The 15,229-nt window shown below is 67.9% G+C and carries 9 protein-coding genes; 4 read left to right on the plus strand and 5 right to left on the minus strand.

Translation table 11 applies throughout. From position 1 onward, the window contains the following. Nucleotides 1-5 precede the first annotated feature (5 nt). Nucleotides 6-3,491, plus strand: a complete 3,486-nt coding sequence (locus JF543_RS03605) for an efflux RND transporter permease subunit (protein WP_242519391.1) — start codon at nt 6-8, stop codon at nt 3,489-3,491. 299 nt (nt 3,492-3,790) lie between these two features. Here the strand turns inward: JF543_RS03605 and JF543_RS03610 are convergent, their stop codons facing one another. After that, nucleotides 3,791-4,690, minus strand: coding sequence for an aldose 1-epimerase family protein (locus JF543_RS03610; RefSeq protein WP_242519392.1), 900 nt, complete (start codon nt 4,688-4,690; stop codon nt 3,791-3,793). A 243-nt stretch (nt 4,691-4,933) separates the two neighbouring features. Here JF543_RS03610 and JF543_RS03615 point away from each other — a divergent pair, with 243 nt between their 5' ends. Beyond that, nucleotides 4,934-7,258, plus strand: a complete 2,325-nt coding sequence (locus JF543_RS03615; RefSeq protein WP_206822757.1) for a DEAD/DEAH box helicase — start codon at nt 4,934-4,936, stop codon at nt 7,256-7,258. 269 nt (nt 7,259-7,527) lie between these two features. Here the strand turns inward: JF543_RS03615 and JF543_RS03620 are convergent, their stop codons facing one another. Next, nucleotides 7,528-8,067 (minus strand): YaeQ family protein, encoded by a 540-nt coding sequence (locus JF543_RS03620; RefSeq protein WP_206822758.1) that lies wholly within the window; start codon nt 8,065-8,067, stop codon nt 7,528-7,530. A 22-nt stretch (nt 8,068-8,089) separates the two neighbouring features. Then, nucleotides 8,090-10,171 (minus strand): intein-containing Rv2578c family radical SAM protein, encoded by a 2,082-nt coding sequence (locus JF543_RS03625; RefSeq protein WP_206822759.1) that lies wholly within the window; start codon nt 10,169-10,171, stop codon nt 8,090-8,092. A 94-nt stretch (nt 10,172-10,265) separates the two neighbouring features. Between JF543_RS03625 and JF543_RS14590 the strand changes: the two genes are divergently transcribed. Together JF543_RS14590 and JF543_RS03635 are read left to right on the plus strand one after the other, a co-directional pair. Further along, a complete protein-coding gene (locus tag JF543_RS14590; protein WP_347401082.1) occupies nt 10,266-11,195 on the plus strand; it encodes a M15 family metallopeptidase in 930 nt (309 codons plus the stop codon). Between the two features lie 147 nt (nt 11,196-11,342). Then, entirely contained in the window at nt 11,343-12,506 is a 1,164-nt protein-coding gene (locus tag JF543_RS03635; RefSeq protein WP_179409245.1) for an acyl-CoA dehydrogenase family protein, read from the plus strand. A gap of 170 nt (nt 12,507-12,676) precedes the next feature. Here JF543_RS03635 and JF543_RS03640 read toward each other — a convergent pair whose 3' ends face one another. Together JF543_RS03640 and JF543_RS03645 are read right to left on the minus strand one after the other, a co-directional pair. Continuing rightward, entirely contained in the window at nt 12,677-13,528 is an 852-nt protein-coding gene (locus JF543_RS03640) for an energy-coupling factor transporter transmembrane component T family protein (protein WP_206822761.1), read from the minus strand. Then, a complete protein-coding gene (locus JF543_RS03645; protein ID WP_347401234.1) occupies nt 13,525-15,195 on the minus strand; it encodes an ABC transporter ATP-binding protein in 1,671 nt (556 codons plus the stop codon). Before JF543_RS03645 ends, JF543_RS03640 begins: the two co-directional genes overlap by 4 nt. Nucleotides 15,196-15,229 lie beyond the last annotated feature (34 nt).

A 15,229-nucleotide genomic window follows, 5' to 3' on the forward strand; every position in this document is an offset into this window, starting at 1 on the left:
CGCACATGTCGAAACTCGCCGTCCTGAGCCTGCGGAACCGCGCGCTCATCGCTCTCATCACGATCGTGTCCGCCGTCTTCGGGGGCCTCGCGCTCACCAACCTCAAGCAGGAGCTCATCCCCTCTCTCGAGCTGCCCGCGCTGGTCGTCATGACCAGCTATCCCGGTGCGTCACCCGAGGTCGTCGAGAACGACGTCTCGACCCCCATCGAGCAGGCCGTGCAGGGGGTGCCAGGGCTGGAATCGACCACCGCCACCAGCACGACCAACGCCTCGATCGTGCAGGCGATGTTCACCTACGGCACCAACCTGGCCACCGCCGAGCAGAAGATGCAGCAGGCCATCAACCGCATCGCGCAGCAGCTGCCCGAAGAGGTCAGCCCGCAGGTGCTGTCGGTGTCGATCGACGACTTCCCGGTGATCCAGATCGCCGTGACCGGATTCGATGACGTCGACACCGCGCAGGCCGACCTCGAGAACGTCGTCATCCCGAACATCGAGGACGTCGACGGGGTCAACGCCGCCGAGGTCGTCGGCGGCTCCGGGCAGCGCATCACCGTCACCCCCGACGACGCGAAACTCGCCGAGCACCAGGCCACCACGCAGCAGATCACCCAGGCCATGCAGCAGAACGGTGCGCTGTTCCCCGGCGGCTCCATCACCGAGGGCGATGAGACCCTCACGGTGCAGACCGGCGCCAAGCTCACGTCGGCCGACGAGATCGCCCAGTTGCCGCTGGTGGGCACCGACGTCACGATCGGCGACGTCGCGACCGTGGCTCAGGAGACCGACCCCATCACCTCGATCTCGCGTGTCGACGGAGAGGATGCCCTCTCGATCGCCGTCACCAAGCTGCCGGCCGCGAACACCGTCGAAGTCTCGACCGGTGTGCTCGCCGCCATCGACGACCTGCGCAAGACCTTCCCCGACGCCGAGTTCACGGTCGTGTTCGACCAGGCGCCGTTCATTCAGCAGTCGATCGACACCCTCGCCGTCGAAGGCCTGCTGGGCCTGGTCTTCGCTGTCGTGGTGATCCTGGTGTTCCTGATGTCGATCCGCTCGACGCTGGTCACCGCGATCTCGATCCCCACCTCGGTGCTGGTCACCTTCATCGGTCTGCAGGCGTTCGGCTACTCGCTGAACGTGCTCACGCTGGGCGCCTTGACGATCGCCATCGGACGCGTCGTCGACGACTCGATCGTCGTCATCGAGAACATCAAACGGCACTACGTCGAAGGCGCCGACAAGGGCGACGCGATCCGACTGGCCGTGCGCGAGGTGGCATCCGCCATCACCGCATCGACCCTGACGACCGTTGCGGTGTTCCTGCCGATCGTGTTCGTCGGCGACATGGTCGGCGAGCTGTTCCGTCCGTTCGCGATGACCGTCAGCATCGCCATGGCCGCCTCGCTGCTGGTGGCGCTGACGATCGTGCCCGTGCTGGCCTACTGGTTCCTGCGCCCGGGCAAGCCGCTCGTCGACGACAACGGCGTGCGCATCGACCCCGAGGACCCCGCCGCCCCACCGACGCCGCTGCAGCGGATGTACCGGCCGATCCTGAGCTGGACGCTGAAGCACTCGCTCACCACGGTCGCCCTGGCTGTGGTCGTGCTCGTCGGCACCCTCGCGATGGCACCGTTGATGAAGGTGAACTTCCTCAGCGACTCCGGCCAGAACACGATGACCGTCACCCAGGATCTCGGCCCCACGGCCAGCCTGCAGGCGAAGTCCGACGCCGCGCTGCGCGTCGAAGAGGCACTCGACGACGTCGACGGCATCGAGCACGTGCAGGTGTCGGTCGGTTCGAGCGGTTCGGCGCTGATGGACGCGTTCTCAGGTGGGGCGGGCGTGACCTACTCGATCCTGACCGATTCCGACGTCGATCAGGAGCAGCTGCGCGCCGATGTGCAGGACGCCGTGAACGAGCTCGACGACGTGGGAGAGATCAGCGTCGCCGGTTCGTCCGGGTTCGGGTCGTCCGACATCACCGTCACGGTCACCGCCTCGAACGGCGAGGACCTGCAGACGGCCACCGACGCCCTGGTCGCAGAGCTCGAAGGTCGCGACGGTGTGGGACAGGTCACCGACAACCTCGCCGCGTCGCTGCCCTACATCGCCGTCGTCGTCGACCGTGAGGCCGCCGCTCAGCGCGGGCTTTCAGAGGTCGCGGTCGGCTCGATGGTCTCTGACGCCATGCGTCCCCAGCAGATCGGCTCGGTCGAGATCGACGACACCGCGTTGACCGTCTACCTCGCATCCGAGGAACCGCCGACGACCGTCGCCGCGCTGCGCGAACTGACGATCCTCACACCGCTCGGACCGACCGAGCTGCAGGACGTCGCCACGATCGAGGAGCGCGAAGGCCCCACGACGATCACCACCCAGCAGGGGGTGCGCACCGCCACGGTGACCGTGCCACCGGCATCCGACGACCTCGCGGTCGCGACCGCCTCGGTCACCGCCGCCATGGAGGCGGTCGACCTTCCGGCCGGCGCCGACGTCGAGATCGGCGGCGTCGCCGAGCAGCAGGCCGAGTCGTTCTCGCAGCTCGGACTCGCGATGCTCGCGGCGATCCTGATCGTCTACGTCGTCATGGTCGCGACGTTCAAGTCGCTGCGTCAGCCGCTGCTGCTGCTGATCTCGGTGCCGTTCGCGGCAACCGGCGCGATCCTGCTGCAGATCATCACAGGTGTGCCACTCGGTGTGCCGTCGCTGATCGGTGTGCTGATGCTGATCGGCATCGTCGTCACCAACGCGATCGTGCTCGTCGACCTCGTCAACCAATACCGCGAGAAGGGGCTGACGACGCACGACGCCGTCATGGCCGGTGGTGAGAAGCGTCTGCGCCCGATCCTGATGACCGCGCTCGCGACGATCTTCGCGCTGACCCCCATGGCGCTGGGCATCACCGGGCACGGCGGGTTCATCTCGCAGCCGCTGGCGATCGTCGTGATCGGTGGCCTGGTGTCGTCGACGGTGCTCACGCTGATCGTGCTGCCGACGCTGTACAACCTCGTTGAGGGGGCGCGCGAACGCCGTGCGGCACGTCGGGCGGCTCGTGACGCGTCTGATGGCTCTGGTGACTCGGGTGGCTCTGGCGGCACTGGTGGCTCGGGCGGCTCGGGTGATGGTTCGGGTGTCACGCCCGGTGGTGCTGCGCTCGCGCAGCCGCCGGTTGCGGATGCTGGTGACGGTGCTGATGAGCCGGCCGTGCCGGCGTCGGATGCTGCGTCGGATGCTGCGGAAGAGGAGACGGCCGGTGTCGTCGCCCCGCGCACGACGGAGACGGCGGTCGTGGTTCCGCAGAGCGCGCGCAGCGGGCATCCGATGATGGCGGCCGCCGCGGCGGCTTCGGCGGCGGCTGCCGCTGCGTCGGCCGCTGCTGCTGCGGCGTCGGTGGTGGCGTCGGTTGCGGCGGAGGAAAGCGAGTACCACCCCACCCGCCGCGAGCTGCGCTCCCGCGGCCTGCCGTCAGCGAACCACGTCGACTGACCGTTCGTGCGGGCGCTTGGCGCTTGGCGTACTTGGTGCTTGGCGTACTTGGTGCCTGGCGCTTGGCGTACTTGGTGCCTCCCCTCCCACGAGGGGTCAAAAAGAACGCTTTCCCGCGCGAAAAGGCGACACATTTTGACCCCTCGTGGTGAGGGTGCAACGTCCCACCTCACGAGGGGTCAGAAGATGCGCTTTCCCGCGCGATAAGGCGACATATTTTGACCCCTCGTGGTGGGGTGCATGGGGTGCGCGTGGGGGTGCGTGGGTTGCGCGTGGGGTGCGTGCGCGAACGCGACCGCTCAGGCGAAGCGGATGCCCCAGGTCAGCGTCCACGACTCGCCGGCGCCGAGGCGGCGCACGCCGCGGCCCGAGTTGAACGCCTCGGCGGGCGCCGTCATCGGCTCGACCGCCACGGTCAGCGACTGCCCCGGATACCCGGTCGTCGTGTACGCCTGGATGTAGTCGAACCCCTCGCCCTGATGCAGCGTGACCGTGCGGCCGTCCGGCGCCGACAGCGTCGTGCGCACCTGCCCATCGGCGTCACGGTGCAGGTTCGCGAAGCCGGTGTCGAGCTCGACGTCGCCCAGGCGGCGTCCGGCGCGCAGATCCGTGGCGGCCGACACGGGCGATTCGCCGATCGGCAGCATCCGATCATCCGTCTCGAAGTAGGTCTCGGCGGGCAGTCGCAGCACGAGATCGCGTGGGTCGACGCCGCCGATGGTCAGGAACGGGTGCGTTCCGAGGGCGACGGGAGCGGATGCCGTCGACTCGTTGGTCAGCGTGTGCGCCACGTCTATGCCCGTGTCGGTCAGGGTGTAGGTCACGCTCGTCTCGACGAGGTACGGGTACCCGGTCTGCGGCACGATCGACGCGCGCAGGGTGACGCTCTCGTCGGACTGCGACGCGATCTCGTAGGCGGTGAAGCGCAGCAGGCCGTGGCTGGCATTGCGCAGCTGGGGTTCGGTCACCGCGAGCGCGCGGGTGGTGGGGCCGTCCTGCCAGATGCCGTCGCGGATGCGGTTGGGCCAGGGCGCGAGCACGACACCTGAGCACGACGGCGTCGCCGCATCCTCGGGGTACGGCGGCACGATCTCGGTGCCGGCGACGACGAGGTGACGAAGCGATGCACCGACCTGGGCGATCTGCGCGGTGACCGCGCCGCGGCGGAGGTGGATCTGGACGCCGGTGGGGGAACTCATCTGCACATCGTACGACTGGGGGCTCTCCCAGGTGGGCCCGGTAACATGGCGGGGTCGGCTTCGGGCAGCCGCGGTTCCTGTGCGGAACGCGGGCGTGTGACGAGTGTGAGCCCAGGGGCCGATGGTTCATAACCATCACATGAATGGCCCCGGCCGACGATTGCCCGGGTATGTCCGCCGTGCGCTGATCTCTGTGCGCCGTCGCGGACGCTGTTCTCGTGTCAGAGACAGTCAGGAAACACCATGCCCAAGAATGGCAAGCCCAAGGGCGGACGTCCGTCCCGCAACTTCGAGCCGCGCTACGCGAAGAAGACTTCGTTCCACGACCGCCACGCCGGCGGACGTGACGGTGGTCGCCCCGTGCGCGACGGCGGTCGCGACGAGCGGTCGGATGCCGGTGACCGGCGCTACGCGGATGCCCGTCAGAGCAACCGCCCCGGCAGTCGTAGCCCCAAGCACCGCGGATACCGTCCGGCTGAGGAGGGCGCGGCTGCGCCCAAGCGCCGGTGGACGGATTCCGAGCGTGCCGGACGCGATGAGGCCCGTAGCATCCGCAATCGCGCCGAGTCGGGACGCCGTGAGGCGCCGCACCACCGCGACGACCGTGATCGCGGTTTCGGCGGACGCCGCTTCGACGGCGGGCAGCGCCCCGATGCGGGGCGGCGGTTCGACGACCGTCCGCGTCGGGACGATCGTGGCGAGCGTCGCTTCGACGACCGTCCGCGCCGGGATGACCGTGCCGGTGGGCGTGGCGGGTATGACCGCAACGACCGTCCTTCGCGCGACGACCGCTCGTTCTCGCGCGACGGCGGTTCGCGCTTTGACCGCAACGACCGTGGCGGCGACCGCGCCCGTTTCGGGCGCGACGAGCGTCCGCGCTTCGACCGGGACGATCGTGCGCGTCGGGATGACCGCGGCGACCGTCGCTTCGACGACCGTCCGCGCCGGGATGACCGTGCCGGTGGGCGTGGCGGGTACGACCGCAACGACCGTCCTTCGCGCGACGACCGCTCGTTCTCGCGCGACGGCGGTTCGCGCTTCGACCGTGGTGGCGACCGTCCGCGTTACGGGCGCGACGAGCGTCCGCGCTTCGACCGGGATGACCGCGCGCCGCGTGGCGACCGTCCGCGCCGTGACGACCGGGGCTTCGAGCGCCGCGATGAGCGCCCGCGCCGCGACGACCGTGATTTCTCTCGCCCGAACCGCGACGAGAAGCCGCGCTTCGACCGCAGCGACCGGCCCGCGCGACCCGCTCGTGAGGACCGTCCGAGCCGTAGCGACTGGAACCGCACCGAGACGGTCAAGAAGCACGAGGAGCACGTCGACGTCGTGCACGAGCGCCTCGAGGCGCAGGCCGTGCAGGCCACCGAGGTCGCCGATGTGACCTTCGCCGACCTCGGCCTGGGCTCGAACATCACCGAGACGCTCGGCAATATGGGCGCCCAGACGCCGTTCCCGATTCAGGCGGCGACCATCCCCTCGATCCTGGGTGGACGCGACGTGCTCGGCCGCGGTCGTACCGGCTCGGGAAAGACCATCGCCTTCGGTGCACCGTTGGTGGAGAGCATCCTGAAGTCGCAGGCCGGCAAGCGCCGCGAGATCGGGCGCAAGCCGCGCGCGATCATTCTCGCGCCCACGCGCGAGCTCGCGCTGCAGATCGACCGCACCGTGCAGCCGATCGCGCGCAGCGTCGGACTGTTCACGACCCAGATCTACGGCGGCGTGCCGCAGGCCCGCCAGGTGGGTGCGCTGAAGAAGGGCGTCGACATCATCATCGGCACCCCGGGCCGCATCGAGGACCTGATCGAACAGGGCAAGCTCGACCTGTCGGAGGTGCGCATCGCCGTACTCGACGAGGCCGACCACATGTGCGAGCTGGGCTTCGTCGAGCCGGTGCAGCGCATTCTGCGCAAGACGGCAGAAGGCAGCCAGAAGCTGCTGTTCTCGGCCACGCTTGACCGCGAGGTCGCGTCGCTCGTCGATGAGTTCCTCGTCGACCCGGCCGTCTACGAGGTCGCCGGTGAAGACCAGAACTCGGGCACGATCGAGCACCGCGTGCTCGTGATCGAGCACCGCGACAAGGCCGAGACGCTGACCTCGCTCGTCGACCGCGACGGCCAGACCCTTGTCTTCGCGCGCACCCGCGCGTACGCCGAGATGCTGGCAGAGCAGTTCGAGGATGCCGGTATCGCCGCGGTCTCGCTGCACGGTGACCTGAACCAGGGCAAGCGCACCCGCAACCTGCAGAAGCTCACCTCGGGCAAGGTGAAGGTGCTCGTCGCGACGGATGTCGCAGCCCGTGGCATCCACGTCGATGACATCGACCTGGTCGTGCAGGCTGACGCTCCCGACGAGTACAAGACGTACCTGCACCGGGCCGGACGTACGGGCCGTGCCGGTCGTTCGGGTCGTGTGGTCACGCTGATCACCCGTCACCGTCGTCGCCGCATGGAGGACCTGCTCTCGCGCGCCGAGATCGACGCGCCATTCGAGACCGTCGAGCCGGGCGATGAGGTCATCGAGGAGATCACCGGCCGCGTGCCCACCGCCGCCGAACTCACCAGCTGACGTCGACCTCAACCCACCCCACCCACGAGGGGTCAGAAAACGTCGCGTCGGAGCCTTCCGACACGACGGATTCTGACCCCTCGTGTGTTTGTCTGGCGGTTTGCTTGCTTGCGGGCTTGTGCGGGCTTGCTTGCGGGCGGGAGTGGGCGTGCGCGTAACTCCGGAAGAACCACCGGAATCTGGGCGCAGCTGCCAGAATCAGCCGATATCCCGACGAACTTCCGGAGTTGCGTGCACAGGGCCGGGCCAGCACAGGCCCGGGCGCGTGCTCAGCTCAGCGAGTGCTCGTGCACGGCGGATGCGAGCATCGTGCCGTTGAGGTCGAGGTAGAGCATCCGCTCGGTCACGGTGATCGAGCAGGTGTTACGCCTCTCGAGCTGGGGCGTCGCCTGCTCGATGAAGCCCGGGTCAAAACTGAACACCTTGATCTCGTCGGAGCGGTGGATGCGCTTGCCCGCCCACGCCGCGATGACCTTCGCCGGGTCGCGGTGGGTGTAGACGACGGTGCGCTCGGCAAGTCTGCTGCCGCGGTGAAGGCGCTCGGCGTCGGGTGCGCCCACTTCGATCCATGCGGTCACGCTGCCGGTGAGGTCGCGCACGAGCACCGCGGGTTCTTCAGCCTGCGAGATGCCGCCGCCGAAGTCGATGCCCTCGGCATGCTCGAGCGCGTGAGCGAGCACACGCGTCAGCATGTACGCATCTGTCTCGGACGGATGCTGCGCAACCCGCAGCGAGTAGTCCTCGTACACACCCCGATCGGTGTCGGCCAGCTGCACCTCGAAGGTGATGATCGTCGAACCGATTGCCATGGTGATCGAGCCTACGCGACCGTCAGAACAGCATCGGCGCCGCCGGTCTCACCACCGCGGCGGCCGCAGCCCCGACTTGTACCCGACCCATGCCGCGTATCCGGTCGTGCTCGGGTTCGGATCGCGCCTCGAGCCCGTGCACGCGGATCAACGGGCGCATCCGCCGGGCGAGCCACTGCCGGTACGCCTTCGGTGCTTCGGCCGAGCTGCCCGGGTACAGTCCGCGGTACGACGACAGCAGTTCCGGATGCTCGCGCTCAAGCCACTGCAAGAACCAGGGCTTCACTCCGGCGCGCAAGTGCAGCGCGCCATAGACGACATGGTCGGCGCCAGTCTCTTTGATGCGCCGCAGTGCTTCATCGATGGCCGCGATCGAGTCGGTGAGGTGCGGCAGTACCGGCATCAGGAAGACGCCGACCCGAAAGCCCGCGTCGGTCAGCGCGCGCACGGTGTCGAGTCGTGCCTGTGTCGATGGGGTTCCCGGCTCGATCGAGTGCTGCAGCTCATCGTCGTACATCGCGATCGACATCTGCACATCGATCGGCACACGCCGGGCCGCTTCGGTCAGCACGGGGATGTCGCGGCGGATCAGTGTTCCCTTGGTGAGGATCGACATCGGTGTGCCCGACTCGGCGAGAGCCGCGATGATGCCGGGCATCAGTCGGTAGCGGCCCTCGGCGCGCTGATAAGGGTCGGTGTTCGTGCCCAGGGCGACGGTCTCGTGTTGCCATGATCCGCGGCGCAGCTCGCGCCGCAGCACGTCGACCACGTTCGTCTTCACGACGACCTGGGTATCGAAGTCCGCACCGCCGTCGACGTCGAGGTACTCATGCGTGCCGCGGGCGAAGCAGTTGTGACTGATTACTCCGTTCGCGATGAAGTCACCTGTTCCGGTGGTGATGTCGATGAGTTCGCGATCGCCGTCGAGCGGTTCGATGGATACAACCCTCAGGTCTGCCGCGGTCTTGACAGCGCTCCCCACCACGTCGAGCTTTCGCGTGATCGCTGGATTGGCGACAAGAAAGAACCGCTGTCGCATCGGTAGCCCTCCCGTGACCCGTATGTCGGTGACGCCGTTCGTACGCGCACGCTCCCGAGTGTGCGTCACCCCGAGAAGGTCGCAACTGGAGCCGATCAGGTCAAGCAGTTCGGGGTCCTTGTTGCTGATGCGAAGGATCCCGCGTGAACAACTCCCTCCAGCGTCAAAGATGCCTCCCAGGAAACCTCGGTGCCATTCGAGAGACGGCGAGGCCGGGGTCAGCACGAGTGCCTCGATCGCTGCAACGTTCATTGCAGCCGCGGTGTGAATCGCGTTCAACGCCCTACGCTTGGCAGTCGCCGGCGCGAACTGCCGCGCATGCGTCTTCACTCCTTCCTGTTCGAGGTACTCACGCGCTCGTGTGAGTGCTTCGTCATCGATCAACGCCAGCCGGAACGAGTTGATCTTTCTGGTCTGCTTGCCGACACGGTACTCGCCGTGGAAGATGGCAGCGTCGCCTCGGATGATCCCAGCAAGGTAGCCGCGGCGATAATCTCGGCCAAGCGTCGCGTTCTCCGATGACGGGCCGACGCCGAAGCCCATCAGCCTGTTGTTCACCGTGAGGTGCGGGCGTTGACCGACCTCAGCGTCCGCGACATGCTTCCATCCGCGATCCGTCAGAAACCGATGATCACCGCTGGCGGTTAGCGTCGTTCCGTCCGCGAGTGTCACCTTGAAAGCCGGTTTCGTTGTCTGCCACTTCGCTTCGATACGCGTCTTCTGGTATCGACGGTAGGAGCCCTGCTTCACGGTGCCGATAACCTCGTCGCCGACTTCAAGCGCACCGAGTGCGCGCTGTCGGCCATCCGCACAGAGGATCAGGGTTGCCGGATCTAAGCAGTACACGCAGGCATGGCTGCATCCGCGATAGGGGTTGATCGTCCATCGGAACGGCATCTTCGAGGGCCCGGGAACACTGTTCAGCGCCGACTTCGCCAGCACCTCGTGAAAGGTCATCCCCGCGAACTCGGGCGTCGTGACCGAGCGCACGATGCCGCTGCGGTTCTCCAGCCCGGGTAGCGCAGCGGCATCCGCGTCGTCGAGCGTCTGTCCCTGCCATCGCATGCATTCATTCGAACAAACAATCGAGAATCTGTCAATCCTGAATCGAACAGGCTTTCGTCACCCCTCAGCCATGAACGTGGGCCACAATGGAGCGGTGAGTGCCGTGCAGCCCCGCCATGCGGCGCGTGAATCGCTCGCCGTCCGGATCGCTGTTCCGTTTGGCGTGCTGTTCACCGCGCTGGCGTCGTTGTCGACGATTCTCGGCGGCATCGAGATCGAACCCGCGGCGGCGCAACAGCCTCCGACTCCGGCTGCCGTGTTGCGCCTGCCCGCCGTCGATGTGCTGGCGGCCGAGGCGGTCGATCCGTGCGCCGACAAGGTGGTGATCGCCGCGCTCGCCGCGGATGATGACGATGCCGCTGTCCGCGCGTTCGGGGGTGGTGCCGAGTTCCGCGCCGCTGTCGCCGCGGGTAGCGCACCGTGTGTCTCGCTCGACGATCCGAACCGCATCTGGGTCGTCGTAAACAAGCAGCGTCCACTGCAGCCAGAGGGCTTCGCTCCGGCATCCCTCTCCGGCACCGACCTGCGAGCGACGTCGCTTTCGAACGAGATGCTTCCCGAGGTGACGGTCGCGCTCGAGCGCATGGCGGCGGCCTCGGCCGCCGAGGGGGCCGGAACCCTCGGTATCAACAACGGCTACCGCTCGTACGACGTGCAGACCCGCACCTATGAGTCGCACGTGATCGCGCGCGGGCAGCCGGGAGCGGATGCTGTCTCTGCGCGCCCTGGATACTCGGAGCACCAGAGCGGGCTCGCGTTCGATCTGATCGCGTGCACGGCCGAGTGTGGCATGCATGAGGAGTTTGGCGGGACCTCGCAGGGGGAGTGGGTGGCCGCGAACGCCTGGCGGTTCGGATTCATCGTGCGCTACGTGCAGGGTGAGACCGGAACGACGGGTTATCTGCCTGAGCCGTGGCACATCCGCTACATCGGACCCGAGCTCGCGGCGGCATATCATCACGGCGGGTTCCGCACGTTGGAGGAGTTCTTCGGCTTGCCGGCGGCGCCCGACTACGCGCACTGACGGCGCTGTTGCGGCATCCCACAAATGCGGAACGCAGTGTCACGTTTGGTGAGACGCATTCCCACAATGGACTGTTCCGCGTCGGTGTCTCGCCGTAGACTCGCGGTGCGAAGACGCACCTACCCCCACGACGTTCAGGAGGACGAAATGGAACGCGACATCTACGAAGAAGACCACGAGGCCTTCCGCGACCTGGTCAAGGACTTCGTCAAGCGTCATGTCTCGAACGAGTCGATCGAGAAGTGGGATGCTGCGGGCGAGATCGACCGCGCCACCATGCTCGCCGCAGGTGAAGCGGGTCTGATCGGACTGTCGGTGCCCGAGGAGTTCGGCGGCGCGGGCATGCTGCAGGACTACCGCTTCCGCACGATCGTCATGGAAGAGGTCATCGCGGCCGGTGCCGGTTCGCTCGCGGGTGCGTTCGGCATCCAGGACGACCTCGCGGTTCCCTACCTGGTGCACATGGGCACGCAGGAGCAGAAGGAGAAGTGGCTGCCGCGCATGGCCACCGGTGAGGTGCTCGGTGCGCTCGCCATGACCGACCCCGGCGCGGGTTCCGACCTGCGCGGCATCAAGACCAACGCCAAGAAGGTCGACGGTGGCTACATCGTCAACGGCGCCAAGACGTTCATCTCATCGGGCACCACGGCCGACATGGTCGTCACGTTCGTCAAGACCGGTGAGGGCAACCGCCCCGACGCGTTCAGCCTGCTCATCCTTGAGAAGGGCATGGAAGGCTTCGACCAGGGCAAGAAGCTCAGCAAGATGGGCTTCCACGGGTGGGACACCGCTGAGCTCAGCTTCACCGACGTGTTCGTGCCCGACGAGAACCTGATCAGCGGCAAGGAAGGGCAGGGCTTCATCCAGCTGATGATGAACCTGCCGCTTGAGCGCCTGTCGATCGGTGTCGCCGCGGCGGCCGCCGCACAGGCCGCGACCGACTGGACGATCACCTACACCAAGGAGCGCGAGGCGTTCGGTGAGCGCATCGCCGACTTCCAGAACACCCGCTTCCAGCTGGCCGACATGGTCACCACCACCGAGGTGATGTGGGCCTACATCGACCGTGCGCTGCTGGCGTACAAGGATGGCAAGCTCACCGCCGAGGATGCTGCCAAGGTCAAGTACTGGGCGACCGAGCGCGAGTGGGAGCTGCTCGACATCGGCGTGCAGCTGCACGGTGGCTACGGGTACATCATGGAGTACCCCATCGCCCGGGCGTTCACCGACGCTCGCGTGCACCGCATCTACGGCGGCACGAACGAGATCATGCGCGATCTCGTCGGTCGCCAGATCGCCGGCAAGCGCTGACCTCCCGCTGACAAAGGGCCGCTCGGAAACGAGCGGCCCTTTCCGCGCCCGCGCCCGCGCGCTCACGCCGCGCGCTCGCCCCCTTGAGAAACCACTTGTCGTACGAGAAACCACCTGCGGCGTGATTTCTCGAACGGGAAGTGGTTTCTCAGCGGCCGACGCGGGCGGGATCAGGCGGCGAGCCAGGGCCAGGTGAGGGTGAAGAGGGCGGCGGATGCTGTCAGCAGAGCCACCAGGAACACCGTGTCGCGTGCGCGCCACGGCACCAGGTGCCGCTCGGTGCGCGTGGGGTGGGCGCCGAAGGCGCGGGCATCCATCGACAGTGCGACGCGTTCGGCGTGGCGGATGCCCGAGGCGAGCAGCGGCACGATGTACCCCCATCCGCGCATCAGACGGGCGATCGGTCCGCGCCCGCCCCACCGTCCGCCGGCGCCGCGCACACGGTGCGCCGCTCGGATGACCGACAGCTCGTACCCGAACCGGGGCACGAACCGGTAGGCGGCCAGCGCCGTGTAGCCGACGCGGTACGGAACATGCAGCTGTTGCACAGCGGCGCGCACCAGGTCGGGGCCGTTCGTCGTGAGTCCGCCGATCAGGGCGAGCGCGAGGATCGCGCACAGGCGCAGCGCAGTGGCCAGGCCGATCGCCAGGGCGCCTTCGTAGAGCACCCAGTCGCCGATGCGCAGCACGGCGGGGGTGTCTGACACCAGGGTGTCGTCGATCCAGATCGAGAAGCCGAAGGTGAGCAGGGCGACGCCGGCGGGCACGGCCAGGAACAGCAGCGCCACGACTCCACGGCTCAGGCGAGCGCCGGTGAGCAGCAGCAGATACGACAGGGCGATGAACGCCAACGGGGTGTCGAGGTCGCGGGTGAACGCGAGCAGCACCATGGCCGGTACGACGGCGGCGATCTTCGTCAGTGGGTTGAGATGGTGCAGAAAGTGCGACGGCGCGGCCACCGGGGTCGCGAACGGATCGACCGGGGTCGGGGCGGTGGCCACCGAGACGGGCATGCCGGTCATGCCGCCCTCCCCTCAGCGAGCACCCGCAGCATGGGTGGTAGTCGCAGTCCGGCGGCGGCGAACACGGCCGGGTCGGCGAACAGGTCGGCTGTGCGTCCGGCGGCGTGCAGGGCGCCGTCGCGCAGCATCACGGTGTGCGTGCTGTACTCGGCGACCAATTGCAGGTCGTGCGTGACGATCAGCACCGTGGTGCCTTCGGCCTGCAGTTCTTTCAGCAGGGTCAGCAGTTCGGTTGCCCGTGCGCGATCCTGTCCGAAGGTGGGCTCGTCGAGGGCCAGTACGCCGGGGCGTGCGATCAAGGCCGTTCCCACCGACAGGCGCCGCTTCTCGCCGCCGGAGAGCAGAAACGGGTGCACGTCGGCCTTGTGCATCAGCCCGAAGCGGGCCAGCATCCCGTCGACGCGTTCGTCGATCTCGGTCGCGGGCAGCCGTTGCATGCGTAGGCCGTGCGCGAGTTCCTCCCGCACGGTTCCGGCGATGAACTGGTGCTCGGGGTTCTGGAAGACGAATCCGACGCGCGACGCGAGCTGGCGGGGAGCTGCCCGACCGGCGTCGAGGTCGCCGATCATCACGGTGCGGCGCGGGGCGGGTACGACGCCCGCGAGCGCTTGCAGCAGGGTCGTCTTGCCCGCGCCGTTCGCCCCGACGATGGCCGTGAACGAGCCCTCGGGGATCTGCAGCTGCGGAACCATCAGCACGGGTTCGCGACGCTTGACAACGGTCATATCGCGCACCGTGATCGCGCTCGGAGCATCGGCGCGCGGCATCTGCGCAGGGGCGGGAAAGAGGTCAGCGGGCAGGTGCGCAAACTCGTCGGGCGTGACCGGCAGCACCGGGATGTCGGCGCCCGCGGCGCGCAGGCGCAGCGCTGCCAGCGTGCTGGACGGCAGCCACACGCCGAGCTCGAGCAGCGCGTCGGCGTTGTTGCGGATTGTGTCTCGTGCCGGGCCGTCGAGCACGACCCGGCCGTCGTGGTCGAGGACGACCGCCCGGGTGGCGAAGCGCATGGCGGCGTCGAGGTTGTGCTCGACCAGCACGATGGCGCGGTCGGCGTCGTGCGCCAGCTCGCCGAGGGCGTCGTAGACGTCGTCGATTCCCTGCGGGTCGAGGTTTGCGGTGGGCTCGTCGAGCACGATCACGCGCGAACGCATCGCCAGGGCGCACGCGATGGCCAGGCGCTGGCGCCCGCCGCCCGAGAGCAGGTCGGGGTTCCATGAGCGCTTGTGCCACAGGCCCATGCGTCGCAGCGCCTGCTCGCTGCGGGTGAGCACCTCATCGACCGGCAGCAGCAGGTTCTCCAGACCGAAGGCGACCTCGTCGAGCACGGTGCCGGTCACCAGCTGCGAGTCCGGATCCTGGAACACCATCGAGATGTGCCGGCTCAGTTCGGCGACCGGGGTCACGCGGGCATCCATCCCCGCCGTCTCGACGCGACCGGCGACCTCGGCGGTCACCGACTGCGGGATGAGCCCGTTCAAGGTCAGAGTCAGGGTGGACTTGCCGGATCCGCTCGGTCCGAGCACGAGTACGACCTCACCCGGATGAACGTCGAACGAGACGTTCCGCGGGGAGGGATGCGCGCTGCCCGCGTGCGTGACGCTCAGGTCGCGCACGCGGAGGAGAGGGTCGGATGCCGGCACGGCGGGCCTTTCTCGGCGTCGGGTCACCTTCTAACTTAGTCGGGCCTTACCTTTCCAAGAC

The sequence above is a fragment of the Microbacterium esteraromaticum genome, from assembly GCF_017303215.1.
Lineage (GTDB): Bacteria > Actinomycetota > Actinomycetes > Actinomycetales > Microbacteriaceae > Microbacterium > Microbacterium esteraromaticum_C.